This is a genomic window from Micromonospora chokoriensis (genome assembly GCF_900091505.1).
In the GTDB taxonomy this organism is placed as follows: domain Bacteria; phylum Actinomycetota; class Actinomycetes; order Mycobacteriales; family Micromonosporaceae; genus Micromonospora; species Micromonospora chokoriensis.
The window spans coordinates 1405433-1431828 of the sequence record NZ_LT607409.1; the positions used below are offsets into that span (position 1 = coordinate 1405433).

Genomic DNA, 26396 nt, shown 5'->3' on the forward strand with positions numbered 1-26396 from the left:
AAGAGCGCGCTCCCTGACGGGGAAGGCCGAGATCGACGCCGGTCGTCGAGTGCGCCGAGCGGTTGCCTGGCTGCGCCGAGTGACCCAGGTCACTCCGGTGACCGGTCGGTCCGGACGACCCGACCGTTCAGCCCGGTAGCTCGTGGTACCGACCGCGGTAGTGCAGCAGCGGAGCGGCCTCCCCGGTCAGGTCGACAGCCTCGATGGTGGCCTCCACCAGCAGGCCCCAGCCGTACTCCCGGGCGGTGTCCAGCCGGCACCCGGCCCACCCGCCGGCATCCGCGGGGACCGGCCCGTACGGTGTCTCGATCCAGGTGCCGGCGGCGAAGAGGCCGCCCGGAGCGGGAAACAGACCGGCGAACCGGTCGGCGAGCTGCCGGTGCGGTGGACCGAGCGGCGTGACCGTGAACCGACCCGCCTCCTCCGCCGCCGCCCAGAAGTCGGACTCCGGGTCGATCAGCCCGACCAGTCGATCCGGCTCCCCCTCGGCGACCAGCGTGGACGACACCGTCAGGCCGGCCGGGCCGGGAGCCGTCCAGAGGGTCACCGGTGCGGCGAGCCGGCCGCGCAGCCGGCGTACCGGTGACCGTTGCCCGGTCGGCACCGCGAACGGATCGGTGTGGTGGATCTCGGCACCCGGCTCATGATTCACGTGAAACATTGTGCCGCCCCTGGCCCTCGCCCAACCCAGGAAGCGCTCGTGCAGATCGGCGGGGCGCCCGTTGAGCCGGGCGAGCTGATCCCCGGCCTCCGCCATGAGGGCGCCCAGGTAGACCAGCAGCCCCACCCGGTCACCCCGGTATTCGGCGAGCAACGCCAGCCGCGCCGGCTGGCACGGCCAGAGCGCGCCGCAGCCACGACACCGCCAGAGTGGCCGCATCGGCAGGTGCGGCCGGCTCACCACCGACCTCCGTCCGGCCGGGTTGGCGGTGTCGGGACCGGCCCACCCTTCCCGACGGTCGGAGGGCATCTCCTCTCTGCGTGATATGACTCAGAGGCATATCTATGACTCCGAGTCATATCGCTTGTGGTGCCATGGCGGCCGCGGTGCTCCGGGGCATTGCACATCACCACCGACCGCCGTTCGCGCGCCAGGTCTGCGCCGGGGTCAGCCAACCGGCCCGGCCCGGTCGCGGCATGGCCACCGTCGGCCCGACCGCCCACGCAGGCGGCCGAGCGGGCACGCCCGGCGATCCCTCCGCGCCCGGCACCGCCGTCGGTTCTGCCGGCTTCCTCCTCCGGTACGACCACCGCGACCCGTTCCTGCCCCGGATGAACCCGAACATGGCTGACTCCTCCTGCTCGACGAGGGCCGCCCCGGCCGGGGGATGACCGGGGCGGCCCGAACGCAGGACCCGATCGCCGGGACGTCGCCTCCACCGGCCGGGCCGCGTGCCCTCCACCCTGGACGGAAGGGCGCGGACACGGGAGGATTCCAGGGCTTACTACACAGTGCAGTCGCGTACTTACCGGAGAGGTAAGGATGAACGTCGAAATGTGGGTACGGGCGTTGAAGGCCGCCCGGGCCGGTGCCGAGGTGTCCCAGGAGGCGTTGGCGACCGCCACGAGGTGGAGTCCCTCCACGGTGGCGGCCATCGAGACCGGCCGACGCCGACCGACCATGGAGTTCGCGGTCGCCGCCGACGAAGCCCTGGCAACCGGCGGCCTCCTCGCGGAACTGTTGAGGGCCGCCGATCAGCAGCGGTTACCGACCTGGTTCGTCCCGTGGCGCGCCCATGAGGAGCAGGCGATCCGGCTCTGCGAATTCGAGCCGTGCCTCATTCCGGGGCTCCTGCAAACCGAGGCCTATGCCCGAGCGGTCATTTCCGCTGGTGGCCTGAACCCGACCAAGGTGGTGGACGAGTTGGTCGCGGTTCGGATGGATCGACAGCAGGTGTGGCAGCGGGCGGAGTCGCCGCAATGCGTCTTCGTCCTGGACGAGACGGCTCTACGCCGCCCGGTCGGCGGCCCGGCGGTACTGGACGCACAACTCGGTCGGCTGATGGAACTCGCCGTCCTGCCGAGCGTCAGACTGCACGTCGTGCCACTCGACGCGGGAGCACACGTCGGATTGACCGGCGGCTTTCTACTCGCCGAACTGCCCGACGGGGAACGGGTCACCTATGTCGAGGACGTCGCTCGTGGACACGTCATCGACGACCCAGACGTCGTGCGCCTGATTGGCCGGAAATGGGATAGCCTGCTCGGCGAAGCACTCTCCACCGGCGCCTCGCTGGATCTGATCCGGAAGCTGAAGGTGACACCATGACTATTCTTCAACCCCGGTGGCGGACGTCGACCAGGTCTGGCGACACGGGCGGTGCCTGCGTCGAGGTGGCGGACAACCTGCCCGGCATGGTGCTGGTTCGGGACAGCAAGGATCGCTCCGGTCCGGTCCTCACCTTCGCTCCGGCCGCGTGGCGCGGCTTCGTCGTCGATGCTGCCCAGGCGGCGGGTCGCCGCGCCGGTTAGCGGCGCGGCGTGATCGTGGCCAGCAACTCGGGCAGCCGACGGTCCAACACGTCGCCGGCCAGGTACGCGCCCAGCAGCGCCGCGCCCGACCCGTATGCCGTGCCGACCGGCAGGGCCAGCCAGAGCCAGGCGTCCCCGAGCAGCGCGGCGGCCACCACCATCGGCACCGCCGCGACCGCCGACACGAGCATGGTCACCAGGGTGAGCAGCCCCTTCGTGAGGCCCGCGCCGCTGTTCATCGCGAACGGGTTGCTCGTCTCCGGCAGCGAGTACGCCCCGAGCACCGAGACGAAGCTGTTCACCGCCAGCCCCGCGCCGTAGGTGGCGACCAGGCTGCCGAACGTGAGCCCGATCCAACCCGGTCGACTGAGCAGCACCGACAGCACCACTGACACGAACGCCAGCATCGGCAGCACGTACAGCGAGAAGGCGGTCATCCGCGCCCGCAGTTCCACCCGACCGGGCACCCCGGCCACCACGTTCGCGGCGTACGCGCTGCCGTCGAAGCCGAACTGGTTGGCCAGGGTGGCGGCGGCGAGCACACCCACGAGAACCATAGAGATGCTGACCACGACCGGTGAGCTGTCGCTGGCAGCCGCCGTCAACCCCCCGCCCTCCATGGCCGCGAAGTCCCCGCCCGTGACGTTGACGAACACGGGCACGAAGATGCCGACCACCGCGATCGTGATCAGGTTGGCCCGGCGGCGGGCGTCCCGCCACCAGTACCGGGCCTCCCGGGCGACCAGCGCGCCGAAGCGGTCCCGGCGGGCCCAGCCGGTGGCACGGGGGAACAGTTGGGCGACGGCCCCACCGGCCGCGCCGCGCCGCGTGGGGGCCTTGCCGGCGCTCGCCGCGCCCACCATGGCCGATTCGAGCGACCGGGACCACCAGGCCAGCAGGGCGCCGAGCGCCACCACCGTGATCAGCAGTTTCACCGGTGCCGCCCACACCCGTCCCTGGGCCACGTCGATGCCGGCCGTCCACGGTGCGCCGAGCGGCGTCCAGCCGATCACTGTCGCCGCGCCGGTCAGCCGGGTCCAGTCCGTCTCCTGCAGCGCGGCGAGACCGAAGATCTGCAACGGGCCGAGAAGTGCGGCGACCACGGCCAGCAGCACGGCCGCCAGGTCCCGGACCCGCCGCGACCGCAGCATCGTGGCGAACGCGCTGGTCACCGCCCGGCTGGCGGCCACGCAGAGCAGCAGCCCCGCGACCACACCGACCACGGCCACCAACCCCGCCGACCAGCCGCCCAGCGACCAGGAGGTGAGCACCAGCCCGAACGTCGCGACCAGCACCGCCAACACCGGAACGCTGAGCAGAGCCGCCGCGAACAGGCCGGTCACCAACGTGCGGCGCGACAACGGCAGCAGCGCGAACCGGGCCGGGTCCAGTGTCTCGTCCACACCGAAGAAGACCAGTGGCAGGAGCAGCCAGCCGAGGACCAGCAGGCCCCCGCCCGCCGCACCGACCAGCACCGCGTACCGGCCGTCGCCGGTCAGGCCGGGCAGGGCGAAGAGGAAGAAGCCGCTGACGGCGAACCAGAGCCCGAGCAGCGCGCCACCGATGAACAGTGCGATCCGCCAGCCCTGACCCCGGAAGCTGTTGCCCATCACCCGCAGCTTCAGCCGCACGAAGTGCCGGGCGGAGACCGTGCGTACGGGCGCGGTGGGCCCGGCGTCCGTCCTCACCGCGACAGCCACGACAGCTCCTCGCCCGTAGCAGTGCGCCCGCCGACCACCTCGACGAACACCTGCTCCAGCGAGCGGTCACCGCGGACCTCGCCGATCGTCCCGACCCGTTTGATGGTGCCGGCGGCCAGGATCGCCACGTGCGAGCAGAGCCGCTCGACGACCTCCATCACGTGACTGGAGAAGACCACGGTGCCTCCGCCGGCCGCGTACCTGCTGAGAATGTCGCGAATCAGCGCGGCGGACACCGGGTCGACCGCCTCGAACGGTTCGTCCAGCACCAGCACTCGGGGGCCGTGCAGCAACGCGCAGGCCAGGCCGATCTTCTTCTTCATGCCCGCCGAGTAGTCCACCACCAACGTCCGGCCGGCGTCGCCGAGCGCCAGCACGTCCATCAGCTCCGCGGCCCGCTGGTCGACCACCGCCGGGTCCATCCCCCGCAACAACCCGTTGTACGCGAGCAGCTCCGCCCCGGTCAGCCGGTCGAACAGGCGTACCCCGTCGGGCATCACGCCCAACAGCCGCTTCGCGGCGACCGGGTCCTGCCAGATGTCCTGCCCGAGCACCTGGGCCGAACCGGCGTCCGGCCGCAACAGCCCGACCGCCATCGACAGGGTGGTGGTCTTGCCGGCGCCGTTCGGACCGAGCAGCCCGTAGAAGGAGCCGGCGGGAACGTCCAGGTCGACGCCGGCCACCGCGATCGTGCCGTCGAACCGCTTGGCCAGGCCACGCAAGGCGAGCGCGGGGTGCTCAACAGTCATGCGTCGACGCTATCCGGCGACTGCCAGTTCCGCCGTCCGGCGGCCGGCGGACCGGGATCATCCTGAGGTCGTAGATGTCGGCGGGTACTTCTGAAGTAGTATTGATGTCGTGTCGATGCCCTCGGAGTCCGTGTCGTTTTCGGAGCTGCTGCGCCAGCCCTCCGAGACGGCGGACCGGCTCTCTCGCGCTCGCGCGGTACGGCTGCGCCGCAGGGACGCCGCTGACCTTGTGCTGATGTCCGCTGACCGAGCGGCAGCGGAGGGTGAGGTGGTGGATCTGACCACGCGGCTACTCGCCAGCGTCGCCCGCCGGGACCCGACCCTGGTGCGTGAGTCATTGCCTACCGTGCTGCCGTGGGTGCGCTTTCTCCCAGCGAAGGATCTCGAGCAGATGGCTGGCGAGTTTGTCGCGACGGCGGAGGCTGCCGCCGCGATCGGTAATACTGCGGCGATCTCACAGTTGCTTACCGAGTGGCGGCACACTGCCGAAATTCACGCGGACCCTGACCTCCACCGGATTCTGGCCGAGCCGAGCTCCGATGACTTCGGGCCGGTGGCGTGCCCGTCTGGCGAGTGAACGCCAAGCGAGGCGACCGTGCGGCGCCACCGCCGCGCCTGGGCGGCTACAGTCTGCGATTCGCCACGAACGATGCGGCCAAGGGTTGGGAAGATCTGTGTCGGCAGGCCGCCGCCAACACGCGCGCTGCGTTCGACGCCATCGAAGCCAACCCTTGTCCCTCCCCGCCAACCACCAGACAACACCCCCTCAAGGGCGCTCTCGCTACTGCCGGGCACAACGGGAAGACGCTGCCGCAGTGGCAGTACGAGGTCACCGCAGGCGGTCGCATCTGGTACCTCCCCGACCACGACACCCGTACCTGCTGGATCAAACACGCCGGCACCGGCCATCCCAAGATCACCGACTAGGTCCTCTGTCCATAGGCGTTGGTGACCGGGTATGCCTGTATATCGCCCAGGTGATCTACATGCCCAGACGGAGTCCCTCCGGGACGTTGTAGACCCCTGACGACGGCACCAGCGGTTGATCAGTTCCAGATGGCTGACCCGGAGTGGATCACAGTGGTCAGAGTCCGTGGAACGGGTGCTGACGACCGTTCTCGCGCTCCCACTCGATCACGGCACGCGTACGGTCCGGGTCCTCGGCGAGCAGCCGCCAGTACTGGGCCACGACCCGGCGGACTTCCGGAAGGGGGTAGTGGGCTTTGAGCACATCCCGCCAGAGATTCTGCAGGTCAACGCCCCCGGAGCTGAGCTCCGCAGCCCAGGCATTGCCCTCCCAGCTCTCGCTCTCCTTCCGCCCAGCCGAAATGTCCTCCAGATCGGCCAACAGGTCGAGGCAGAGCTCATGCACCACCTGGATGTCGTCTGTCAACCACATACCGAGGCAGGCAAGCCGCCGGTCCGTGGAGCGGTACTCCGCGACTCGCTCCTTCGACCAGTGGAACTCGATGCTCACGGAGTGCCTCCAGGAAGAGTGGGGAAACCGTGGGCGAGGTTATCGGTCTCCGGATCGTAGAAGCCTTTCAGATGGACACCGTTGAACTTGCCCGACCACCGTCCAGTTTCTGGGTCCTTCACGACATCGGGCGAGTGGAACCCCCGGGTGATCGCGTTGTCGACGTCCTCAGGTGTCCAGTGGTCAGGGAAGAAGGTGCTACCGCCGCGCTTCTCCCGCCATTCACCGTTGCGCCGGTTCAACATCGCAACCCTGGCGTTGTAGACGCCGGTGCGGTTATCCCGCTTCGTCACCTTGATGACCTTTGCGCCCGGTGGGTCGATGCCGCCAGGGCGGTGGTGCCAACCTGAGGCTCGCCCGTCCCGTTCGCCCAGCAGAGTGTGCCGGAGACGCTCCGGCGTCATGCCGTCCGTTCGCTGCCCACGTCGCGCTCGCCCGCGCTGTTTGCGCAGGTGGGACAGAGCAGCCCGGATGAACTTTCCGCGGGCTCGCTTACCCATCGAGGAGCGCGCCGATCACCTCGTCGATCAGCAGGCCGACGATCTCACGGGTGATCATCTGGAAGATCGGGATCTCCGCGAGGGTGGCGCCGAACGTGGCAGCTGCGGTCGCCACCGCCTGCGCGATCTGGACGCCGAGAATCACCAACTGAACGATGACCTGGATCTTCAACGCCAGCACGATGGCTCCGACGATCATCAGCCCGGTGCCGGCGAGGGTTGCCGCCAGCGCGCCGTCCTCCAGGACCCGCACCGGGCCGTCCTGCTCGGTCCAGTACCGCTGGAAGGCATCGATGTCGGCACCGGTGTTGCTCGCCGCGACCGGCTGGGCCGCCTGTGCCGCCTCCGCGGTCAACGTCTGCAGGGTGCCGCTGAAGGCCAGCCAGCGCTGGCCCATCTCGACCAGGGCCGTCTCGTCCGCCTGCGGCCAGTCGTACCCGATCATGCTGAGGAAGGTGGCCAGCTCGCCCGGCAGTTGCAGTCCCATGTCAGCTCACCCCAACTGCTGGCCGAGCCCGGCCAGGCGCTCCGCGACGGCTCGCTCGTCCTCGTCGATCAGGTGCGCCATCCGGTTGAGGTCGACGCCGACCACGCCGAGTTCCTCGATCGCGGACTCGAAGCACTCGGCGGCGTACGCGGTCACCTCTTCGCAGGCGGCGCCGATCAGGCTGCCGATGTCGTCGCCGCCCCAGGGAGCGCCGAATCCCTGGAGGTCGGCCAGGAACGTGCGCAGCTCGGTGAGGAAACGGTCGGAGACGTCCTGCAGGTTGGTGCCGGCGTCGCGTAGCCCGTCCGGGTCGACGACCCGGGCCATCTCAGGGCCGCCTGCCGGAGGAGAGCCGTGCCTGGACGTCGCCGAGAGTGTCGATGATCCCCTGCAACTGCGGCACCGCGCTGCGCTGCACCTCGCGCAGTTGCTCCAGCAACGCCGTCGTGTCCGGTGCGCCAGCGACGCCGGCCAGGGCCCCACGGAGGTCCGTCAGGGCGGAGTTGGTGGCCGCACGAACGTGCTCGGCGAGGATCTCCGAGGGCTCTCGCATCAATCGGGGGTCGATCCAGACCGATTCGATCTGTCCACCCGGGATCGCCACTACCCGGACCATGCCGTCGGCAGCCTCCCCGGTGCCCTGCACGACCGGCGCCGCTTCCGCCGCGCTGCCTGCGTCGCTGCGGCCAAGTGTCGACAGCAGCTCAGAGATCGTTCTATTCACATCCGAGGGGTACGCCACGAACGCAGTGTAGTAATTCCCTCACCGGGCCTCAGCCCCGGAACGGCACCCGAAGGTCACTGCATGCGGAGGGCTTCGGGGGTGTGCAGGCGGAGCATGGTGGCCGCGACATCGGCGGGTGCCCGTCGCCGGGTCGCCATCGACACCGCGACCATCACTGTGAACGCCAGCGGCACCGTCCAGGCGGCCGGTTGCGTGGTGAGCGTGGCCGGCCAGCCGGACAACGGCGGACCGAGCACGGTGACCAGCACCGCCCCGATCGCCGCCCCGCCGCCGACCAGCACCCCGGCGGCGGCACCCAGGTCGGTCAGGCCGCGCCACCAGATGCCGAGCACCAGCAGTGGGCAGAAACTCGACGCGGCTACCGCGAAGGCCAACCCGACCACCTGCGACACGTCCATCCCGGAGACGTGCAGCGCCAACACCGTCGGCACCGCTCCGGCGATCACCGTGGCCAGCCGGAAGCCGCGTACCGAGCCTCGGCCGAGCACATCCGTCGAGATCACCCCGGCGACGCTGGTCAGCAGCCCGGACGAGGTGGAGAGGAACGCCGCGAACGCGCCCGCCGAGACCAGCGCGGCGAGCAGCCGGCCAACCGTCCCGTCACCGAGGGCCGCGCCGGGCAGCAACACCACCACCGCGTCGGTCTGCCCGCTGACCAGCAACTGCGGGGTGTAGATCCGGCCGAGCACCCCGTACAGGGTGGGGAGCAGATAGAAGGCACCGACCAGGGCCAGCACCACCAGTGTGGTCCGACGTGCCGCCGCACCGTCCGGGTTCGTGTAGAAGCGGACCAGCACGTGCGGCAGGCCCATGGTGCCCAGGAACGTGGCGAGGATCAGCGAGTACGTGGCGAAGAGCCCTCGGTCGTCGTCCCCAGCGGCGCTGGGCAGCAGCCAGTCGTTCGCCTCGGTGGCCACCCCGGACACCTCCGGCACCGGGTCGCCGGCCGCGAAGGTCAGCTCGTCGCCGGGGCGTACCTCCCGGATGTCGCCGTCGGGCAGGGTGAGGGTCGCGCGGTGCTCGACCACGACGGTGGTCGCGGCCCGGAACGTCGGCCCGTCGGGCGGAGTCACCGCCGGGCGACCGTCGGCCTGCCACTGCAGGGCCAGGAAGATGACGGGTACGGCGAGCGCGGTCAGCTTGAGCCAGTACTGGAACGCCTGCACGAAGGTGATCGCCCGCATGCCGCCCAGCGCCACGTTCGCGGTGACCACGGCGGCCACGAGCAGGGCACCGAGTGGGTACGGGGAGCCGGCCACCGTGGCCAGGGTGAGCCCGGCCCCCTGGAGCTGCGGCACCAGGTACAGCCAACCGATGAAGATCACGAAGGCGGTGGCCAGGATCCGTAGCCGGCGTGATCCCAGCCGTAGCTCGCAGAAGTCGGGCAGGGTGAACGCGCCGGACCGGCGCAGCGGTGCCGCCACGAAGAGCAGCAGGGCCAGGTACCCGGCGGCGAATCCGACCGGGTACCAGAGCACGTCAACGCCGTACTTGAGGACCAGCCCGGCGATGCCGAGGAAGCTCGCCGCCGACAGGTACTCCCCGCCGATAGCGGCGGCGTTCCACGTCGGGCTGATCACCCGCGACGCGACCAGGAAGTCGGACGTGGTCCGGGCCAACCGGAGCCCGTAGAAGCCGATCCCGACGGTGACCAGGGTGACCGCCACGATGGCCGGCACCACGAAATCGTTGCCCACCTCAGTGCTCCGGCCGTTGCACCAGGTCGGTGAAGTCCTGCTCGTTGCGTTCGGCCAGCCGCACGTACGCCCAGCCCACCCCGATCAGGAACGGGAACGAGGCCACGCCGAGCAGCAGCCACGGCAGGTTGACACCGGCGACGGTGGTCCGGCCGAGCGAGGGCGCGATGGCGAACAACCACGGCAACCCGCCCAACCCGATGACCACCACCAGTGAGATCCGCAGCGCCAACGCGAGTTGGGCCCGGACCAGGCCGCGGACCAGCGCCTCACCGACCTGGGTCTGCTGGGCCAACTCGGCGCGGGTCCGCTCGGCGCGGGTGTCCTGCCTGGTGATCTCGGCCAGCACGATCCGGGCCCGCCGGGGCGGCGGTACCGCACCGCCCGACCCCACGTCAGGGATTTGCTCGGCCACCCCGGCAGTCTCGCCCGCCGTGCGCGATTGTCAAGCGCTGGCGCTCACCAGGATCCGGTGCCGGGGCAGTCCACAGGCGTGGGCACCGGAACCGAGGCGAGTTCGCGTCGCGCCCGTTCCCGGCCGAGGTTCGTCTCCCAGACCCCGTCCCGGGGCAACTCGGCGGCGATCTGCCCCAGCGCGCAGACACGTACCGGCTCGGGCAACCGGACCAGTGCCGGTACGGCGTCCGCCGACAGCCCGGACAGGTAGTCGACGTCCAGTCGGCCGGTCTGCAGGTACCGGTCGACGTTGCGCTCGGCGATCAACCGGTCCGGGTTGACCAGGGCCAGGCCGAGCAGCGCCAGCACCGCCGTGCCGATCACCAACCGGGGCAGCCAGTCCGCCCGCAGGCGCACCACAGCCACTCCGACCAGTACGAAGAGCAGCCCGAGCCACAGTTCGACGGTCGCCACGACGAGCCGTAGCCGGGTGGCGCCGTACGCGTCGGCGTAGACCTGCATCCGGTAGAGCGCCGAGGCGACGATCACCAGGAGGGTGAGCGCGGTGACGGCGAGCAGTTGCCAGAACCCGCCGGCGGCTCTTCCTCGACCACCAGTACCCGACGTTGCGTCATGGGTCCTGACTGTAGGGAGCGGCCGTGGAGATCAGTGGGTGGCGTTGTGAATAACCTGTGGAGAACCCCTCACGCCTGTGGACAACTTCGGGATCACCCCGCTGACGTGTGGCAACTCCCGAGGCTCGTTGTGGACGACCTCCACCCGGAACCTTTTCCTCCGCCCAGGAGTGGGACAGATGAGAGAGGGGGTGACGGTGTCCGACAGGGATGTGATCTCCGAGCTGTACGGCAGCTGCTTCCGGCGCCTGGTGGTCCAGCTCTATGCAATGACCGGAGACCTGAACGAGGCGCAGGAGGCGGTTCAGGAGGCGTTCACCCGGGCTCTGGTGAAGCCCGGTCGGTTCACCGGCCTCGACAATCCGGAGGCGTGGCTGCGTCGGGTCGCGGTGAATGTCGCTCGCAGTCGCCATCGCCGACGTCGTGTGCTGACGGGGCTGCTGCGTCGGATCGGTCCTCCGCCGGCGGTCGCCGACCGCGCACCGGAGCACCTGGCGCTGCTGGCTGCCCTACGCGGCCTTCCCGAGGGACAGCGGCACGCATTGGCCCTGCACTACCTGGTCGACCTGCCGATCGGTGAGGTGGCGGCGACACTCGGCGTTTCGCCGGGCACGGTGAAGTCCCGGCTGTCTCGGGGCCGCCAGGCGCTGGCGGCGCTCCTCACCGACGCAGAGATCGGCGAGGGCGTGACCATCGGGAGGATCGATGTCCCATCATGAGTTCACTGGCTTCGACGTCGACACCGTCGCCGACGCGGTCCGTCAGCCACCTCTGGACCATCTGCGGTCGGCAGCGCGGGCCCGCCGCCGACGGCGGGCCGGCGGAATGGCTCTGGTGCTGGTTGTCGCCCTGGCCGGCGTGGCGGTGTCGCCACTGTTCGGCAACACCGGCCAGGGTGGGTGGACGGGCCCGGACCAGCCGCCGGTCAAGCCGGACCACGGCGGCGAGTTCTTCCTGACCGGGCCGGAGTCGGCCGTCGTGGCAGGTGTGTGGGACGCCGACGAGGGTTGCTTCACGGTGCGATTCCGACAGACCGACGACGGCGGGCGGAGCTGGACCGGTGACGAGACGACCCGCTACCGCACCACCCGGTGCGGAAAGGACGGACAGGGAAATCCGCTGAGCAACCCGGAGTTCTCGGTGCTCAGTCAGCGCTCCTACCTGGTCCGCGACGGCGACCGGCTTCGGCTCTCCACCGACTACGGCCGCACCTGGGCCGACGCCGAGCGGGCCATGGTGACGGTGCGGTCCTTCCCGGCGAGCGCGCAGCCGGTCTTCTGCCAGTGGGGCCGGGGCTGTGGGGCGCTCCGTGAACCGTTGGCGGTCTCGTCGACGGGGACGGTGTACCGGCTGGAAGGCAAGCAGCCGTCGCCGTACCCGCCCGCCAGCATCTATCCGAGTGCGGACGGCACTATCTGGGTGACCTACTGGCCGGGTGACATCGGCGTCATGGTGGTCGCACGGAGCGTCGACCGAGGAGCCACCTGGAACACCTGGCAGCCGCCCGTGGGAGCCAACGTGATCGCGGTGGCCGGGGTCAGCGCGCAGGAGGCGTACCTGTTGATCGCGCCGCCCCCACCGCCCGGCGCCCAGCCCATGGAGGTCGAGGGCACGTCGCAGCTGTTGCGTACCACGGACGGCGGGCGGACCTGGGCGGACATGGGCACCGACCTGCCCAACTCGGTGGAGACCCGGTTCCTCGTCGTCGGCTCGGACGGGACCCTGCTGCTCGTCGAGGCGGGGAACATGCAGCCCTCCGGCAACAGGTCCACTGCCATGATCGGCCTGGATGGCGGACGACACTTCAAGAAGATGCGCGAGTACGAGCGACGCGACGGGAGCGTCGGTGCCGCGCCCGGACACGCCTGGCTCTATGGCCGGGACGACATGACGGTTGGCGGTGCGGACCACGTGCAGTTGACCGCCGACGGCACCTCCTGGACGCACTTTCCACTCCCGGACTGAGCGCCGTCGGGCGTGCGACGGGGCCGGTGGACTGCCGCCGGCCCCGTCTGCACGACACCGATCGTGACGGTCACTCCAGGCCGACGCGCTCCGGTCGGGCCGAGGCGGAGCCGAGCCAGGTGTGCGGGTTGCCGTACCAGCACCAGCCCAACTTCGGCGCCCCCTGGCTGATCCAGAGCGCCGGCACCCGCTTGTCGCCGCAGCGGGAACCGACGAGCGAGAAGCACCTGTTGCTGGCCAGCGCGGCCGGGTGCAGCGTGACGAACGCCAGCCCTTCGTCGATGGTGAGCGGCAGCCGACCCTGGGCGGTGATTCCCTCCATCGCGGTGGCCGGGGCCAGGTTGCGGAACTCCTCGCCCCGGTCGACGTCGAAGAGCAGGTACGCGGGCCCGGCCGGCACCTCCAACTCCTTGATCGGGTCGAAGCGCGGCAGGTCGTCCTCGGCGTAGTTGCGGTCGAGGACGCCGGGCTTGCGCTTGCCGGTCAGCGTGGTGAGCCCCAGGCGTTCCGGCACTCCGACCAGGTCCCGGGTGACCACCAGCAGGAACGGCACCCGCGCGTCGGTGGGGGCGGGCAGTCCGGCGGCGCCGTCGACCGCCCTGGTCCGCAGGGGCGCGACCAGGTTCCGGAACGCGGTCTCGGGCAGCCCGGCCAGGGCCGGGTAGCCGAGGTGCACCAGATGGTCGACCTGACGATCGAACTCGGTCTCGGCGTCGAACGGGGTCATGGTCACGGCGGCCTCCCGGAAGTCGTACGGTCTAGCGTACAACGTACGGTAGGCGTTGCTTCATTCCCGGGTCAGCGATTCCAGTCCTGCTTCGCGGCCCTGACCAGCTTGTCCTTCAGCTCCCGGGTGTGCCGCCGGCTCACCGGCAGCTCGGTCGAGTCGATCACCACGACATAGCCGGAGTTGACCAGACGCAACTCCGCGATCAACTTCAACTGCACCAGGTACGACCGGTGCACCCGGACGAAACCGGCGTCGGCCCAGCGTTCCGCCAACGTGGCCAGCGAGACACGCACCAGGTGTGACCCCTCCGCGGTGTGCAACCGGGCGTAGTCCCCCTGCGCCTCCACCCACCGCACCGCCGATCGGGGCAGCATCCGCGTGGTGCCCGCCAACTCGATGGGGATCGTCGGGTCCTCCTCGGCGCGGGCCAGCGCCGCCGGGTGCGACGGCACCACCCGCGAACCGATCACCCGGCGCAGGGACTCGGCCAACCGGTCGGCGCGGACGGGTTTGCGGACGTAGTCGGTGGCACCCAGGTCGAAGGCGTCCACCGCGCCGTCGTCGTACGCGGTGACGAACACGATCGCCGGCGGCCGGGCGAAGCGGCGCAGCACCCGGGCCAACTCCATCCCGTCCAACCCGGGCATCCGGATGTCCAGGAAGACCACGTCCACGTCACCGTCGCGGAGCAACCGCAACGCCTCCGTCGCGTCACCGGCGGTGAGCAGCCGGGCCACCCGGGGGTCCGCCCGAAGGTGGTACGCCAACTCGTCGAGCGCGGGCGGTTCGTCGTCCACCGCCAGCACCCGGAGGAAACCCGACGCGTTCACCGCGGTCGTTCCGGTTCGCTCGCTCACGACCCTGCCCGTACACCCGGGTGGAACTTCGGCACCCGCATGCTCACCTTCGTACCCGAGCCCAACCCGGTCTCGACGACCAGGCCGAACCGGTCCCCGAAGACCGACCGGAGCCGCTCGTCGACGTTGGAGAGACCGACGTGCTGGCCCGGGTCGTCGCCCGGGTCACCGGTGCCCCGGGCCAGCTCGGCGATGCCGGCGGTCAACGTGGTCGGATCCATTCCCACTCCGTCGTCCTCCACCGTGATGTGGCATTCGGCGCCCGCGTCCCGGGCCTCGATGCTCACCATGCCCGTGCCCGGCTTACGGGACAAGCCGTGGCGGACCGCGTTCTCCACCAAGGGCTGGAGGCAGAGGAACGGCAGCGTCACCGGCAGCACCTCCGGGGCGATCTGCAACCGCACCTGCAACCGGTCACCGAACCGGGCCCGCTCGATGGTCAGGTAACGGTCGATGGAGCGCAACTCCTCGGCAAGGGTGGTGAACTCGCCGTGCGCCCGGAAGGAGTACCTGGTGAACTCCGCGAACTCCAGGATCAGCTCCCGGGCCCGCTCCGGATCGGTGCGGACGAACGAGCCGATCGCGGTCAGCGCGTTGTAGATGAAGTGCGGGCTGATCTGCGCCCGCAACGCCCGGATCTCGGCGCGGGCCAGCCGCTCCCGGGACGAGTCCAGCTCGGCCAGGGCGAGCTGGTTACCGGCCCAGTGCGCCGTCTCCAGGGTGGCCTGCACCAGCCCTGGCGGTGGTGGGCTGTCGGCGACGGCCACCAGCGCGCCGACCACCCGACCGTCGGCCCCCTGCAACGGCGCGACCACCGCCCCGCGGATCGGGCAGTCCACCCGGTCGCAGTGCAACTCCTGCTCCCCGAGCACCGTCGAGCGGCCGGTGTGCACCGTCCGCTCGGCCGCCGCGAGCAGCTGCTCGCCGTGGTGCGTGCCGCGGCCGTCGAGGGCCAGCAGCCGGTCGGTGTCGGCGATCGCCAGCCCGACCGCGCCCACCAGAGCCCGCAGATGGCGTACGGCCTTCGCGGCACCCGCCTCGCTCAGCCCCGCACGCAGCGGCTCGGCCGCCAGACCCGCGGTGTGCAGCACCTCGTAGGTGGCCCGCTGGGTGGCGGTGGCGATGCCACGGCGGGCGCGCAGTCGCAGCACCGCCAACAGGGCCGCCGTCAAAGCGGTGACGAGCGACACGACGCCGACCACGGCGGAGAGGTTGGCACCCACGCAGCGATCCTCGCCCCTGCGAGCCGGCCCGCCAAGCCCCAGGCCTATCGCGTACGGCAGGTTGAGGTCCGGGACCCGGACGGGAGAGGGTGGCGGCGTGGCAAGCGCAGGTCCCTGGGCCATACGACGCCGAGAGATACGGCAGGAACGGCCCCCAACTGGGGGCCGTTTTTTTGCCCTTGCCCTGATTGCCGTTGGTCACCTTATCGCTACCGTACGACGGGTCCTGATGCGAGGTGGCCACCGGCTGCGCGACACCGGTGGCTCGAAGCCCTCGAAACGGGTGCTAGTACGCGCCCTTGCGGGCGAGCACCACCCCGACGGTGCGCCACAGGATGCTGAGGTCGTACGCCAACGACCAGTTGTCGACGTAGTAGAGGTCCAGGCGGACCGACTCGTCCCAGGACAGGTCGGAGCGGCCGGAGACCTGCCACAGGCCGGTCATGCCGGGTCGGACCAGCAGGCGGCGGCGTACGTCACCCAGGAAGTCGCCGTCGTCGGCCGGCAACGGGCGGGGCCCCACCAGCGACATCTCACCCCAGAGCACGTTGATCAGCTGCGGCAGCTCGTCCAGCGACGAGGCCCGCAGGAAGCCGCCGACCGGGAAGACCCGGGGGTCCTGCTTCATCTTGAACAACATGCCGTCGGTCTCGTTGCGATCGACCAGGCTGGCCAGCCGATCCTCGGCGTCGACGTACATGGTCCGGAACTTCCACACCCGGAACGTGCGCCCCTCGTGCCCCACCCGAGGCTGGCGGAAGAACACCGGCCCCCGGTCGGAAATCTTGATCGCCACGGCGATCACCACGAAGAGCGGGATCAGCAGCAGCAGGCCGAGGCCGGCGGCGACCCGGTCCATCAGGTTCTTGGCCAGCAGCGCGGGACCGGAGAGGGTCGGCTCCTCGACGTGCAGCAGCGGCAGGCCCTCGATCGGCCGGATGTGCACCCGGGGCCCGGCGATGTCGGTCAGCTGCGGCGCGACGACCAAGTCGACCCCGGAGCCCTCCAACTGCCAGGCCAGCCGGCGCAGCTCGCCCGGCTCGGCGCTGGCCGACCCGCAGACGGCGATGGTGTCCCCGCCGACCTCGCGGACCAGGGCCAGGACGTCCCGGCCGGCGTACACCGGAACCGGGGTCGGCATTCCCCTAGCCGCCGCGTAGCCGTCGGTGATGTGGATGGCGACGGGCACCAGCCCGGCGGCCGGGCTGCGGGTGACCGCCGCGTAGACCTCCAGGCACTCCGGCAGGGTGCCGACCAGCACCATCCGGTGGGCGGCCTGGCCGGCCCGACGCCGGATGTAGTGCAGCGCCCAGCGGGCCACGAACCGGCCCCACAGGATCAACAGCAGGGCGCCGAGCAGGGCCGTGCCGACCGTCCACCGGGACAACGCGGTCTTGGTGGCGAAGGCGAGGAACGAGACGCTCGCGGCCACCGTCACCGCGGCCCGGATCACCCGCTTGAACTCGTCCGGGCCGAGCCCCAGGTAGCGCCGGTCGTACGCCCGGTTGCTCCAGAGGATCACCACCCAGCCGAGCGGAAGCAGCAGGTAGGAGACGGTGTGGAACCAGGTCGGGTCCTGGTTGGTGCCGGTGAACCCGGAGGCGGCCTGGTCGAACAGCTGGATCGCGATCCAGCTGGCGAACGCCGCCGCGCCGAAGTCGAGCAGCAGCAGGATCGCGATGTAGGGGCGGTGCCAACGGGAGACACGGCGTCGAGCCCTGGTCCACGCCGACCGAGGGACGCCGTTGTGTGACGGCGGCGTCGGCGGCTGGATCTCGAAGCTGTCGACGTGCCGCACGAGTCTGCTCCGGCCTTCGTTGGTTACCGGGCGCTGGAGGCTTGCCGTCACCTCACCCATGTCCTCCCGCATGACACGGGCCGCTCACTCGGCGTGAGGGCCCGGGTCGCCCACCGTCCCAGTCTCCCACGCGGGCTCCGACCGGTCGCCGCCCCGAGGGAGATTGGCGACCGATGGTGCCGGCGGGATCTGGCCGGCTCCGCACCATTTCAGAAGCCGGGGACCGGGCCACTATACCGATGGATGCGCGCGTGGCGAGAACGGCGGACCGGAGCTTCCGCTCAGGAAGGCCGATTCCGCTCCGTAGTCGCCACGTGGAGTTACTCACCGTACGAGACGGGACAACCGTCGGTCAGCGAGGGGTTTTCCGCCGGTCTGACAGGTTGGGCAGTATTGCAAGCTCGAATCGGCGAACGACACCTCCCGCACGGTGTCCCCGCACACCGGGCAGGGCAGCCCGGTGCGGGCGTGCACCTTCAATCCGGAACGCTTCTCGCCCTTCAGCTCCGCCGCCCGCTGACCCAGGGACCGCTCGACCGCGTCGCCGAGCACCTGCCGGGTGGCCGCGTGCAGGGTGGCGATCTGGGCGTCGGTGAGCCGGTCGGTGATCGCGAAGGGGGACAGCTTCGCGGCGTGCAGGATCTCGTCGGAGTACGCGTTGCCCACCCCGGACAGCACCGACTGGTCGGTCAGCACCCCCTTGACCTGCCCCCGCCGGCTCCGCAACCGCTCTGCGAAGGTGGGCAGGTCCGCAGCGAGCGCGTCCGGGCCCAGTTTGGCCACCCCGGGCACCTCCGCTACCTCGGTGACCAGGTACGCGGCCAGCTTCTTCTGGGTGCCGGCCTCGGTGAGGTCGAAGCCGGAACCGTCGTCCAGGCGTACCCGCAGCGCGATCGGACCCTTGCCGGGGCGCAGCGGAGTGGTGGCCGGGAACGCCTCCCGGTAGTGCAGCCAGCCCGCCCGGGCCAGGTGCACCACGAGGTGCAGGTCACCCTCGAACAGCACGTCGAGGAACTTGCCGTGCCGGCTGGCATCGACCACCGCCCGACCGGCGACGGCGGTCGGTGCCGGTTCGTACGTCTTCAGGGCGCTGATCGCGGCGATCTCCAGCCGGTCGACACGCCGCCCCACCGCGCGCTGCCGCAGGTAACCCGCGAGCGCCTCAACCTCCGGTAGTTCGGGCACCAGCCAACGGTAGCCTTCTTTCCCGTGAGAATCGTGGTGGCGCACAACCGGTACCGGGAAGCACAGCCCTCGGGCGAGAACATCATCGTCGACTCGGAGATCGCCCAGCTCACCGCCGCAGGCGTCGAGGTGCTGCCGTTCATCCGCAGTTCGGACGAGATCCCGTCGATGTCGAAGGCGGCGAAGGCGCTGCTGCCGATCTCGCCGATCTGGGCTCCGCGCGCCCAGCACGACCTGAGCCGACTGCTCACCGAGCACCGACCGGACGTCCTGCACCTGCACAACCCGTACCCCCTGCTGTCGCCCTGGGTGGTGCGGACCGCGCACCGGCACGGCGTGCCGGTCGTGCAGACGGTGCACAACTACCGGCAGGTCTGCTCCTCGGGGATCTACTTCCGCGACGGGGTGATCTGCCAGGACTGCAAGGGCCGGGCGCTGGGGGTGCCGGCGATCAAGCACCGCTGCTACCGCGATTCGGCGGCCCAGAGCGCCCTGATGGCGACCACCCTGGCCGTGCACCGCGGCACCTGGCGTTCGGTGGACCGGTACGTCGCGCTCACCTCGGCGATCGCCGACCACCTCCGCGACTACGGCATGCCGGACGAACGCATCGTGGTCAAGCCGAACTCGGTGCCCGACCCGGGCCAGCCGTCGCCGCTCGGTGACGGGTTCCTCTACATGGCCCGGCTCTCTCCGGAGAAGGGCCTTGACCTGCTGCTGGACGCCTGGCGTCGGCACCCGGTGGGTGCGCTGGGCACGCTGCGCGTGGCTGGCGACGGCGAGCTGCGTCCGCTCGTGGAGTCCGCCGCCGCCGAGCGATCCGACGTGGTCTACCTCGGTCAGATCGACCGGGCCGGGGTGCGGGCAGCGGTCGAGGCGAGCGCTGTGGTGATCGCCGCCTCGATGTGGCACGACGTGCTACCGACCGTGATCCTTGAGGCGTTGGCCAGTGGTCGGCCGGTTCTCGGCACGGCGCTCGGCGGGATTCCGTACCTGGTCGGGGCCGACGCCCCGCACGAGCCCGCCGGCACCGGCCCGGCCGAGAACGCCTCCGCCGTCGCCTCGCCGGTCGCGTCGGAGGTCGCCTCGCCGGCTGCTCCCCGGATAGCCGGTGGCGGGTCGGCGATGCCGGCCGGGATCGGTCTCGGCGACGCTGGCTGGGTCGTCGCCCCGGAGCCGGCCGCGCTGGCCGCCGCCCTGCCGGTCGCCCGGGCCGGCGCGCCCGCGTTGGCAGTGGGCGCTCGGGCCCGCTACGAGCGCACCTTCCACCCGGACGTGGTCACCAAGCAGCTCATCGACATCTACGCGGGCGTGGCCCGCACGGCCGCCCGCGCCTGACGACCCCGTCCCGCGCGGCCCCGGTGCCGGGTGGCCGTACCTGGTCGAGATCGCGCTCGATCCAGGATCTGGTGGTCTCGCGGCGGCGAGGAGACCGCTACTTCCTGGATCGAGCGCGATCTTGGGCTGGCGTGCGTCGCCTCAAGGCGGAGCGGGTGGGCGCAGCGATCCACCCCGAAAGATCCACGCGACATCGGGGATGTCGGGGTTTTCCAGGCGCTGGAAGCGGCAACATCGGCGACGTTGCGCGGATCTTGCGGGCAGAGCGAGCGCGGGGCGGCGAGGGCGCGACGCGGGTCAGCGCAGGGAGGCGCGGGCGGAGAAGGCGATGCTCGCCAGCAGGAAGCCGCCGTTGACGATGGTGAACGCGACCATCACCCAGAGGACCAGAGCGGGTGCCACAGCCAGCACCAGGGCGGCCACGAAGACCACCGCGCCGTAGTCACGGACCAGCTTCACCAGGCGGACCGGCAGGGAGGTCGAGGTGACCATGCTGGCCGCGTTCGGGCCGGACTGCATCACCGACGTCACCAGGTTGACCATCCAGGTGCCCGCGAAGGTCGCCACCAGCCAGGTCGGGGTGGACGGCTCCTGTGCCACAGCGGTGGCGGCCAGTGCGGCGACCAGCGCGATCTGCGCGGCGACGTCGCAGAGGATGTCGATCCGGGCACCCGCCGGGCTGCCCTGGCCGGTCACCCGGGCGAGCTGCCCGTCGGCGCAGTCCAGGGAGTACGCCACCTGCCAGCCGATCAGGGCGAGCAGGCCGACCACCCAGGCCGGTACGTCTCCGTCGGCGACCGGGCCGGCGAGTGCCACCACGGTGACCGAGGTGGCCAGCCCGAGCACCAGGTTGGCGAGGGTCAACGCGGTCGGGCGCAGCCCGAGTCGCTGGGCGACCAGCGCGAAGACGGCACCCAGCCACTGGCTGATCGACTCGCTGAACAGGCCGCCGCCCCGGTTCACCCGGTGGAAGTCGGCGACGGTGGGACGGGGGTCAGCCAAGCTGGTCGCGGATTGCACCGGCGTAGTCTGCCAGCCGCTCCCGCGTCTCGGTAGGCGACAGCGCCAGGTGTTCGAGGATGGTGTACCGGTCCGGTCGGGTGCGCGGCGCGAACTGCACGGCCTCGACGAACTGGTCGTCGGTGAGCGCCACCTCGGCGGGGAGCCGGGGCAGCCCGTGCCGGGTCAGACAGGCCGACATCTCCCCGAAGCGGCGCAGATCCCCGCGCAGCCAGGTGCAGAACAGCGCGCCCAGCCCGGCCAGCTCGCCGTGCGAGGCGGTGCCGGGGAAGAGCGAGTCGACCGCGTGCATGATCTCGTGGCAGCCGCCGCTGCACGGGCGGCTGGTGCCGTCGACAGCCATCGCCAGGCCGCTGGAGATCAGCGCCTCGGCCAGCACGGTGACGAACGCGTCGTCCGTCATGTCGCCCGGATGGTTGAGCACCGCCTCGGCGCCGGCTCGCGAGAGCGAGGCCGCCAGCCCGTCGACCGGCTCACCGCGTACCTGGCGGGACAGGTCCCAGTCGGCCAGCGCGCTGATGTTGCTGACCACGTCACCGATGCCGGCCCGGTTGTGCCGGTCCGGGCCGCTCTCCACGAAGTCCAGGTCGACGATCACCGCGATCGGGATGTGCACCCCGTAGGAGCCCTTGATCCCGTCGGTGATCAGGCTGGCCACCGGGGAGGCGATTCCGTCGTTGGCGAGGCTGGTCGCCACCGACACCATCGGCAGCCCTCGACGGGTGGCCGCGTACTTGGCCACGTCGATGGTCTTGCCGCCGCCGATGCCCACGACCGCGTCGTACGACCGGGCGCGGAGCTTGCCGCCGAGGTCGTCGGCGGCGTCCAACGTGCCCCCGGTGACGGTGAACACGTCGGCGGTCCGCAGTGACGGCCGGATCAGCTCCGCGATCTGGGCACCCTGGCCGGGGCCGACCACCACGGCGACGTCACCGCCGGAGGAGATCCGCCCGTCGGCCAGGATCGTGGCCAGGTCGGCGACAGCCCCACGCCGTACGTCGATGTGCAGCGGGGTGAGGACGCTCCGTGCTAGTAGCGGCACGCGATCTCCCGCGCGCGGGCCAGGTCGGCGTGGTTGTCGACCTCGACCCACGGGACGTCACCGATCGGTGCGGCCCGCACCTCCCCGCCCCGGTCGGCGAACTCCTGGTAGCCGTCCTCGTAGTAGAGGTTCGGGTCCCGTCGCCAGGTCGCCTCCAACGCGTCGGCGAGGGCGTCGGCGACCTGCGGCTCGATCAGCGTGGCGCCGATGTACTCCCCGTACGCCTCGCCCGGGTCCATGATCTTGGTGATCCGGGTGAGCTGGCCGGCGGCGTCGAAGGTGGTCTTCATCTCCTCCTCGGCCAGCGGCTTGAGGGTGTCCACCGCGAGCAGGATGCCCGGTCCGCGTTCGGCGAGCAGGGTCTTCTCCACGCTCACCGGGTGCACGGTGTCCCCGTTGACCAGCAGGACCCCGCGCGCGAAGTGCTCCCGGGCCAGCCAGAGCGAGTAGGCGTTGTTCCACTCCTCGGCCTTGTCGTTGTGCACCAGGGTGATCGTGACCCCGTACTTCTTCTCCAGCTCCGCCTGGCGGGACACGACCGCGTCCGCCGCGTAGCCGACCACGATCACGATGTCGGTGAGCCCGACCTCGGCGAGGTTGCCCAGCGCGATGTCGAGGATCGTGGTCTCGCCGTCCACCGGCACCAACGCCTTCGGCAGGGTGTCGGTGTACGGACGCAGCCGGCGTCCCGCTCCGGCCGCGAGCACCATTCCGATCATCGCGACATCCTCCCTCGTCCTGCTGCCCGTCATCGGTGGAGGATAGCGCCGGTCGGTCGGCCCGCTCTGGTCAACCGGTCAGCCGGGTAACGCCGCGAGGTCGGCGAGCAGGGTCAGTCGCTCCTCCGCCCCGAGGGTGGCGTACGGGCCGGCGGCCCTCCGGTCGGTCTCCAGCTCGATGGCGGTCCGTTCGGGACCGGCCGGCAGGGTGGCGATGCTGGCTGCGGTGTGCCCGGCGGCGGCCCAGGCGGCGGCGTGCGCGTCGGCCCGGTGGTAGCGCAGCGTGCCGAGCCGGTTGAGCAGCAGCACGCCCGACGGGGTGCCGTCCGGCTCGTACGGGGGCGCCATCGCGGTGAAGGCGGAGCCTCCGTCGTCGCCCTCCTCGTCGGCCAGCACCAGGGCGTACGACAGCAGCCGGCCGAGCGCCGCCACCATCCGGGACACCCGCTCGTCGTGTCCGGCCCACAGTTCCTCGGTGACGTCGGCGTGCACCTGGTACAGCTCGCCGAGGAAGGCCGCTCCGCGCTCGCTGGCGGAGAGCGTGCCGTCCGCGGTGCGCTGGAGCATCCCGTACGCCACCTGTTTGTCCACCGCCCGGCGGCAGGCGACCGGGTCCTGGTACCGGGTGACAGCGGCGAACCCCGGCCCGTCGACCCGGCCGCCGGGTGCGGCCAGCCGGGTGCGCAGGTCGACCAGGAATCCGGTCGCGGCGGTCCCGCCGTACCGCTGGGCCAGAACCGCGCCGCCACCGTCGCGACCGGCCAGCATGCCGGCCCGGAAGACCCGGTCCACGGCCGGCGCGAGCAACCCGGCGATCCGGTGTGGGGCCAGCTCGACGCTGTTCACGGACCTGTCGAACGCAGCGCGGCGAAACCCTCGTCCGCGATGCGCCGGATCAGCCCGTCGTTGACGTCGCGGTGCTCGTCCAGGACGGACAGCTCGTGTTCGGCGAGCCAGCGGTACTCGGTGTGCTTGCCGGCCTCCAGCCTCGGGTGGTCGAGGTCGCCGTCGACGCGGACCAGGAAGTCGTACTCGATCCGGGTGAGGCCGTCGTCGCCCACGTAGGTGTACTCGCCCACCTGGTCGAGGACGTGTGAGAGGAACCAGCCGGTCTCCTCGGTGATCTCCCGGCGGAGAGCTGCGTCGATGTCCTCGCCGGGTTCCACGTGGCCGCCGACGATGTCCCAACAGTTGGGGAAGAGGCGTCGGTGCGGTGAGCGTCGCTGGAAGAAGATGCGGCTGTCGTGGTCGACGATCAACGCGCCGGCGCAGCGCAGGGGCTCGGTGGACACCATCCGACAGTAGCGAGCGTTCCGGTTGTGCCATGGTGCGGCCTTGTCCCGGAAACATCCACGGACGACCATGTTCCTACCGGATGCCACCGTCCCAAGGGAGTGATGTGTGATGCAGGTACGGGATGCCATGTCCAGCCAGGTTCTCGTCGTCGGCCCGGAGCACACGCTCCGCCAGGCGGCCCGGATGATGTCGGCCCGCGGTGTGGGGTCGGCGGTCGTGATCGACCCGGATTCCGAGGGCGTCGGGATCATGACCGAACGCGATGTGTTGAAGGCTGTCGGCGCGGGCCTGGACTGTGACGTGGAACGCACCGGAGCCCACCTGACCTGGGACGTGGTCTACGCCGGGCCGGAGTGGACGGTGGCCGAGGCCGCTGCGGCGATGGCCCGGGGCGGGTTCCGGCATCTGGTGGTGCTGGACGGTCGGGAGGTCGCCGGCGCGATCTCGGTTCGGGACATCATGCGGGTGTGGGCGGAGAGTCGGGCGGTCGCGACGACCTGACAGGGTCAGGTGTGGCCGGTCGGATCGACGGGTAAGCATCCCCTGCGGGCGCGGAGAGACCGCCACCCGCAAGGGGAGGGCCCGATGCGTGACGCGGAGCGCCTGGTCGAGCAGCAGTACGCGATGCTCCTGCGTCGGGATGTGGCCCGTCTGCCGGATCTCTACGCCCCGGAGGCGTTCTATTCCATGCCGGGCGTGACGGTCCGACCGATCGAGCTGCCCGCACTCCTGCGTACCTGGACCGGCGCCTTTCCGGACCTGCGGGTCGACGTGCTGGGCGCGGTCCGCACCGGCGGTGGCGCCGCCGTCGAGCTGCGCCTGACCGGCACCCACACCGGCACGCTGCACTCGCCGTACGGCACTGTCGCGCCGACCGGCCGGGCGGTGAGCTGGGAGGTGGCCGACGTGGTCCGGGCCCGCAAGGGTCGGATCACCGCCTGGCGTTCCTACTTCGACTGGAGCCACCTGCTCGATGCGCTCGGCGTGCAGTTTGACGGGCTTTCCCGGGCTGCGCACCACGACGCGCTCGCCCTTCCGGTCTGAGTTGTCGCCGACCGGTGGAGTCGGGTCACCCGTCCCGGTGGCTCAGGATGCGGACATCGCCGTGCCGTCGGCGCGTCCCCCGTCGCCGCCCGTACGCTCAACATCCATGACCGCCGAGCAGTTGATCTCCTTTGCCCGTGGGGCTCCCTCGCTGGACATCGTCGATGTCGAGGGGCTCAAGGCCGCCGCCGTCCGCGCCTTCGACGCCGACCCCGCGGGGGTGACGGCGTACGGCACCTCCGTCGGTTACGTTCCGCTGCGAAAGTGGATCGCCGAGAAGCACGGGGTCGAGACCAATCAGGTGCTGGTCACCAACGGGTCGCTCCAGGCCGACGCGTTCCTCTTCGACCACCTGGTCCGCCCCGGCGACGCGGTGGTGGTGGAACGCCCGACGTACGACCGGACGCTGCTCAACCTTCAGCGGATGGGCGGTGAGCTGCACGGCATCTCCGTCCAGCCGGACGGCCTCGACACGGCCGAGCTGCGCAAGCTGCTGGAGTCCGGGGTCCGGCCCCGGCTCGCGCACGTGATCCCGAACTACCAGAACCCGGCCGGCATGACGCTCTCCCTGGAGAAGCGTCGGGAGTTGCTCGACCTGGCCGCCGAGTACGGGTTCACCATCTTCGAGGACGACCCGTACGCGGACATCCGCTTCCGTGGCGAGGCGCTGCCGTCGATGCTCTCGCTGGACACCCGCAACGTGGTGGTGCACGCGTCGAGCTTCACCAAGACGGTCTGCCCGGGGGTCCGGGTCGGATACCTGGTCGGTCCGGCGGACCTGATCGCCGACATCGCCAAGAACGCGACGAGTCTCTACATCTCGCCGGGGATGGTGTCGCAGGCGATCGTGCACCAGTTCTGCGTCTCCGGTGACATCGACCGCTCCATCGAGACGGTACGCGCGGCGTTGGGTGAGCGGGCCCGGGTGCTCGCCGAGTCGTTGCGCCGGCACCTGCCGCAGGCGCGGTTCGTGGAGCCCGACGGCGGCTACTTCCTCTGGGTGGAGTTCCCGGAGGACGTGCTCGTCGACCGGCTCGCTCCGGCTGCCGCCGAGCGTGGGGTCGCCGTGGTCAAGGGCAGCGACTTCGTGCTGGACGGCGGGCGGCACGCCCTCCGACTGGCCTTCTCGGCGGTGACCGCCGATCGGATCGACGAGGGGGTCCGTCGTCTCGCGGACGCCGTCGAGGCCGTCCGCAGCTGAACGAACTGTCAGGTTCCTGACAGAACGACGATGCCGGCCGTCCCGGGGCTCCCGCCGGGGCGGCTGGCGGCCCACAATGCTGCGAGCGTCATTCGTGTTACGTCGCGGAGATCTCCGCCC

Annotated in this window: 31 protein-coding genes; 10 read left to right on the forward strand and 21 right to left on the reverse strand. The window is 70.9% G+C overall.

What is annotated here, in order from left to right:
• Window positions 1-127: 127 nt before the first annotated feature.
• Complete coding sequence (locus GA0070612_RS06615; RefSeq protein WP_088991312.1) at window positions 128-880, reverse strand: flavin reductase family protein; 753 nt, start codon at window positions 878-880, stop codon at window positions 128-130.
• A gap of 603 nt (window positions 881-1483) precedes the next feature.
• Here GA0070612_RS06615 and GA0070612_RS06620 point away from each other — a divergent pair.
• Window positions 1484-2269 (forward strand): helix-turn-helix domain-containing protein, encoded by a 786-nt coding sequence (locus GA0070612_RS06620; protein ID WP_088987119.1) that lies wholly within the window; start codon window positions 1484-1486, stop codon window positions 2267-2269.
• Window positions 2266-2472 (forward strand): DUF397 domain-containing protein, encoded by a 207-nt coding sequence (locus GA0070612_RS06625; protein WP_088987120.1) that lies wholly within the window; start codon window positions 2266-2268, stop codon window positions 2470-2472. The genes GA0070612_RS06620 and GA0070612_RS06625 overlap by 4 nt, the downstream gene beginning before the upstream one ends.
• Here GA0070612_RS06625 and GA0070612_RS06630 read toward each other — a convergent pair.
• Together GA0070612_RS06630 and GA0070612_RS06635 are read right to left on the reverse strand one after the other, a co-directional pair.
• On the reverse strand, window positions 2469-4172 hold the full coding sequence (locus GA0070612_RS06630) for an ABC transporter permease (protein ID WP_088987121.1): 1704 nt from the start codon (window positions 4170-4172) through the stop codon (window positions 2469-2471). The genes GA0070612_RS06625 and GA0070612_RS06630 overlap by 4 nt on opposite strands.
• Window positions 4157-4921, reverse strand: a complete 765-nt coding sequence (locus tag GA0070612_RS06635; RefSeq protein ID WP_088987122.1) for an ABC transporter ATP-binding protein — start codon at window positions 4919-4921, stop codon at window positions 4157-4159. Before GA0070612_RS06635 ends, GA0070612_RS06630 begins: the two co-directional genes overlap by 16 nt.
• A gap of 115 nt (window positions 4922-5036) precedes the next feature.
• Between GA0070612_RS06635 and GA0070612_RS06640 the strand changes: the two genes are divergently transcribed.
• Window positions 5037-5498 carry a hypothetical protein gene (locus GA0070612_RS06640; protein ID WP_088991313.1) on the forward strand — a complete coding sequence of 154 codons (462 nt, stop codon included), beginning with the start codon at window positions 5037-5039 and terminating at the stop codon, window positions 5496-5498.
• Window positions 5495-5848, forward strand: a complete 354-nt coding sequence (locus tag GA0070612_RS06645; RefSeq protein ID WP_088987123.1) for a hypothetical protein — start codon at window positions 5495-5497, stop codon at window positions 5846-5848. The genes GA0070612_RS06640 and GA0070612_RS06645 overlap by 4 nt, the downstream gene beginning before the upstream one ends.
• A 157-nt stretch (window positions 5849-6005) precedes the next feature.
• On the opposite strand, the gene GA0070612_RS06650 is transcribed toward GA0070612_RS06645, so the two are convergent.
• From GA0070612_RS06650 to GA0070612_RS06685, 8 genes are read right to left on the reverse strand one after another with little or no spacing between them, the layout of a single operon-like run.
• Entirely contained in the window at window positions 6006-6398 is a 393-nt protein-coding gene (locus GA0070612_RS06650; protein ID WP_088987124.1) for a hypothetical protein, read from the reverse strand.
• Window positions 6395-6898, reverse strand: a complete 504-nt coding sequence (locus tag GA0070612_RS06655; RefSeq protein ID WP_088987125.1) for an EndoU domain-containing protein — start codon at window positions 6896-6898, stop codon at window positions 6395-6397. The genes GA0070612_RS06650 and GA0070612_RS06655 overlap by 4 nt, the downstream gene beginning before the upstream one ends.
• Entirely contained in the window at window positions 6891-7385 is a 495-nt protein-coding gene (locus GA0070612_RS06660) for a WXG100-like domain-containing protein (protein WP_088987126.1), read from the reverse strand. The genes GA0070612_RS06655 and GA0070612_RS06660 overlap by 8 nt, the downstream gene beginning before the upstream one ends.
• A 6-nt stretch (window positions 7386-7391) precedes the next feature.
• A complete protein-coding gene (locus GA0070612_RS06665) occupies window positions 7392-7712 on the reverse strand; it encodes a hypothetical protein (RefSeq protein WP_088987127.1) in 321 nt (106 codons plus the stop codon).
• 1 nt (window position 7713) lies between these two features.
• Window positions 7714-8127, reverse strand: coding sequence for a YbaB/EbfC family nucleoid-associated protein (locus tag GA0070612_RS06670; RefSeq protein ID WP_088987128.1), 414 nt, complete (start codon window positions 8125-8127; stop codon window positions 7714-7716).
• A gap of 56 nt (window positions 8128-8183) precedes the next feature.
• A complete protein-coding gene (locus GA0070612_RS06675; protein WP_088987129.1) occupies window positions 8184-9827 on the reverse strand; it encodes a sodium/solute symporter in 1644 nt (547 codons plus the stop codon).
• Between the two features lies 1 nt (window position 9828).
• Complete coding sequence (locus GA0070612_RS06680) at window positions 9829-10242, reverse strand: DUF485 domain-containing protein (protein WP_231924485.1); 414 nt, start codon at window positions 10240-10242, stop codon at window positions 9829-9831.
• Window positions 10243-10286: 44 nt separating this feature from the next.
• The gene (locus tag GA0070612_RS06685) at window positions 10287-10802 is read right to left on the reverse strand and encodes a DUF4153 domain-containing protein (RefSeq protein ID WP_269458288.1); all 516 of its coding nucleotides are present in this window, start codon (window positions 10800-10802) and stop codon (window positions 10287-10289) included.
• A 253-nt stretch (window positions 10803-11055) separates the two neighbouring features.
• Here GA0070612_RS06685 and GA0070612_RS06690 point away from each other — a divergent pair, with 253 nt between their 5' ends.
• Together GA0070612_RS06690 and GA0070612_RS06695 are read left to right on the forward strand one after the other, a co-directional pair.
• Window positions 11056-11577, forward strand: coding sequence for an RNA polymerase sigma factor (locus GA0070612_RS06690; RefSeq protein ID WP_231924487.1), 522 nt, complete (start codon window positions 11056-11058; stop codon window positions 11575-11577).
• On the forward strand, window positions 11564-12823 hold the full coding sequence (locus tag GA0070612_RS06695) for a WD40/YVTN/BNR-like repeat-containing protein (protein ID WP_088987131.1): 1260 nt from the start codon (window positions 11564-11566) through the stop codon (window positions 12821-12823). Before GA0070612_RS06690 ends, GA0070612_RS06695 begins: the two co-directional genes overlap by 14 nt.
• Window positions 12824-12893: 70 nt before the next feature.
• Here GA0070612_RS06695 and GA0070612_RS06700 read toward each other — a convergent pair whose 3' ends face one another.
• The 5 genes from GA0070612_RS06700 to GA0070612_RS06720 form a co-directional block, all read right to left on the reverse strand.
• Complete coding sequence (locus GA0070612_RS06700) at window positions 12894-13550, reverse strand: DUF5701 family protein (RefSeq protein WP_088991315.1); 657 nt, start codon at window positions 13548-13550, stop codon at window positions 12894-12896.
• A gap of 71 nt (window positions 13551-13621) precedes the next feature.
• Window positions 13622-14383 (reverse strand): LytR/AlgR family response regulator transcription factor, encoded by a 762-nt coding sequence (locus tag GA0070612_RS06705; protein ID WP_088987132.1) that lies wholly within the window; start codon window positions 14381-14383, stop codon window positions 13622-13624.
• A 23-nt stretch (window positions 14384-14406) separates the two neighbouring features.
• Window positions 14407-15633 carry a sensor histidine kinase gene (locus GA0070612_RS06710; protein ID WP_088987133.1) on the reverse strand — a complete coding sequence of 409 codons (1227 nt, stop codon included), beginning with the start codon at window positions 15631-15633 and terminating at the stop codon, window positions 14407-14409.
• Window positions 15634-15919: 286 nt separating this feature from the next.
• Window positions 15920-17491, reverse strand: a complete 1572-nt coding sequence (locus GA0070612_RS06715) for a sugar transferase (RefSeq protein WP_167393696.1) — start codon at window positions 17489-17491, stop codon at window positions 15920-15922.
• Window positions 17492-17755: 264 nt separating this feature from the next.
• Window positions 17756-18616: an Fpg/Nei family DNA glycosylase gene (locus GA0070612_RS06720; RefSeq protein ID WP_088987135.1), complete on the reverse strand. Its 861-nt coding sequence runs from the start codon at window positions 18614-18616 to the stop codon at window positions 17756-17758.
• A gap of 24 nt (window positions 18617-18640) precedes the next feature.
• Between GA0070612_RS06720 and GA0070612_RS06725 the strand changes: the two genes are divergently transcribed.
• On the forward strand, window positions 18641-19954 hold the full coding sequence (locus GA0070612_RS06725; RefSeq protein ID WP_088987136.1) for a glycosyltransferase family 4 protein: 1314 nt from the start codon (window positions 18641-18643) through the stop codon (window positions 19952-19954).
• A 297-nt stretch (window positions 19955-20251) separates the two neighbouring features.
• Here the strand turns inward: GA0070612_RS06725 and GA0070612_RS06730 are convergent, their stop codons facing one another.
• The 5 genes from GA0070612_RS06730 to GA0070612_RS06750 all read right to left on the reverse strand — a co-directional run bounded on the left by GA0070612_RS06730 (window position 20252) and on the right by GA0070612_RS06750 (window position 24030).
• Window positions 20252-20974, reverse strand: a complete 723-nt coding sequence (locus tag GA0070612_RS06730; protein WP_088987137.1) for a CDP-alcohol phosphatidyltransferase family protein — start codon at window positions 20972-20974, stop codon at window positions 20252-20254.
• Window positions 20949-22016, reverse strand: coding sequence for an iron-containing alcohol dehydrogenase family protein (locus GA0070612_RS06735; RefSeq protein WP_088987138.1), 1068 nt, complete (start codon window positions 22014-22016; stop codon window positions 20949-20951). Before GA0070612_RS06735 ends, GA0070612_RS06730 begins: the two co-directional genes overlap by 26 nt.
• On the reverse strand, window positions 22004-22735 hold the full coding sequence (locus tag GA0070612_RS06740; protein WP_088987139.1) for a phosphocholine cytidylyltransferase family protein: 732 nt from the start codon (window positions 22733-22735) through the stop codon (window positions 22004-22006). Before GA0070612_RS06740 ends, GA0070612_RS06735 begins: the two co-directional genes overlap by 13 nt.
• Before the next feature lie 78 nt (window positions 22736-22813).
• Complete coding sequence (locus tag GA0070612_RS06745; protein WP_088987140.1) at window positions 22814-23581, reverse strand: hypothetical protein; 768 nt, start codon at window positions 23579-23581, stop codon at window positions 22814-22816.
• Window positions 23578-24030, reverse strand: coding sequence for an NUDIX domain-containing protein (locus tag GA0070612_RS06750; RefSeq protein ID WP_231924488.1), 453 nt, complete (start codon window positions 24028-24030; stop codon window positions 23578-23580). Before GA0070612_RS06750 ends, GA0070612_RS06745 begins: the two co-directional genes overlap by 4 nt.
• A gap of 109 nt (window positions 24031-24139) precedes the next feature.
• On the opposite strand from GA0070612_RS06750, the gene GA0070612_RS06755 reads away from it, so the two are divergent.
• From GA0070612_RS06755 to GA0070612_RS06765, 3 genes are all read left to right on the forward strand, one after another.
• Window positions 24140-24532 carry a CBS domain-containing protein gene (locus GA0070612_RS06755; RefSeq protein ID WP_088987142.1) on the forward strand — a complete coding sequence of 131 codons (393 nt, stop codon included), beginning with the start codon at window positions 24140-24142 and terminating at the stop codon, window positions 24530-24532.
• Window positions 24533-24616: 84 nt separating this feature from the next.
• The gene (locus tag GA0070612_RS06760; RefSeq protein WP_088987143.1) at window positions 24617-25075 is read left to right on the forward strand and encodes an ester cyclase; all 459 of its coding nucleotides are present in this window, start codon (window positions 24617-24619) and stop codon (window positions 25073-25075) included.
• A gap of 106 nt (window positions 25076-25181) precedes the next feature.
• Entirely contained in the window at window positions 25182-26276 is a 1095-nt protein-coding gene (locus GA0070612_RS06765; RefSeq protein ID WP_088987144.1) for an aminotransferase-like domain-containing protein, read from the forward strand.
• Window positions 26277-26396 lie beyond the last annotated feature (120 nt).

Coding starts and splice junctions, on each gene's coding strand:
- GA0070612_RS06615 (WP_088991312.1), bottom strand. CDS start 880: ATGCGGCCACTCTGGCGGTGTCGTGGCTGCGGCGCGCTCTGGCCGTGC.
- GA0070612_RS06620 (WP_088987119.1), top strand. CDS start 1,484: ATGAACGTCGAAATGTGGGTACGGGCGTTGAAGGCCGCCCGGGCCGGT.
- GA0070612_RS06625 (WP_088987120.1), top strand. CDS start 2,266: ATGACTATTCTTCAACCCCGGTGGCGGACGTCGACCAGGTCTGGCGAC.
- GA0070612_RS06635 (WP_088987122.1), bottom strand. CDS start 4,921: ATGACTGTTGAGCACCCCGCGCTCGCCTTGCGTGGCCTGGCCAAGCGG.
- GA0070612_RS06640 (WP_088991313.1), top strand. CDS start 5,037: ATGCCCTCGGAGTCCGTGTCGTTTTCGGAGCTGCTGCGCCAGCCCTCC.
- GA0070612_RS06655 (WP_088987125.1), bottom strand. CDS start 6,898: ATGGGTAAGCGAGCCCGCGGAAAGTTCATCCGGGCTGCTCTGTCCCAC.
- GA0070612_RS06660 (WP_088987126.1), bottom strand. CDS start 7,385: ATGGGACTGCAACTGCCGGGCGAGCTGGCCACCTTCCTCAGCATGATC.
- GA0070612_RS06665 (WP_088987127.1), bottom strand. CDS start 7,712: ATGGCCCGGGTCGTCGACCCGGACGGGCTACGCGACGCCGGCACCAAC.
- GA0070612_RS06695 (WP_088987131.1), top strand. CDS start 11,564: ATGTCCCATCATGAGTTCACTGGCTTCGACGTCGACACCGTCGCCGAC.
- GA0070612_RS06700 (WP_088991315.1), bottom strand. CDS start 13,550: ATGACCCCGTTCGACGCCGAGACCGAGTTCGATCGTCAGGTCGACCAT.
- GA0070612_RS06715 (WP_167393696.1), bottom strand. CDS start 17,491: ATGGGTGAGGTGACGGCAAGCCTCCAGCGCCCGGTAACCAACGAAGGC.
- GA0070612_RS06740 (WP_088987139.1), bottom strand. CDS start 22,735: ATGATCGGAATGGTGCTCGCGGCCGGAGCGGGACGCCGGCTGCGTCCG.
- GA0070612_RS06750 (WP_231924488.1), bottom strand. CDS start 24,030: ATGGTGTCCACCGAGCCCCTGCGCTGCGCCGGCGCGTTGATCGTCGAC.
- GA0070612_RS06755 (WP_088987142.1), top strand. CDS start 24,140: ATGCAGGTACGGGATGCCATGTCCAGCCAGGTTCTCGTCGTCGGCCCG.
- GA0070612_RS06760 (WP_088987143.1), top strand. CDS start 24,617: ATGCGTGACGCGGAGCGCCTGGTCGAGCAGCAGTACGCGATGCTCCTG.
- GA0070612_RS06765 (WP_088987144.1), top strand. CDS start 25,182: ATGACCGCCGAGCAGTTGATCTCCTTTGCCCGTGGGGCTCCCTCGCTG.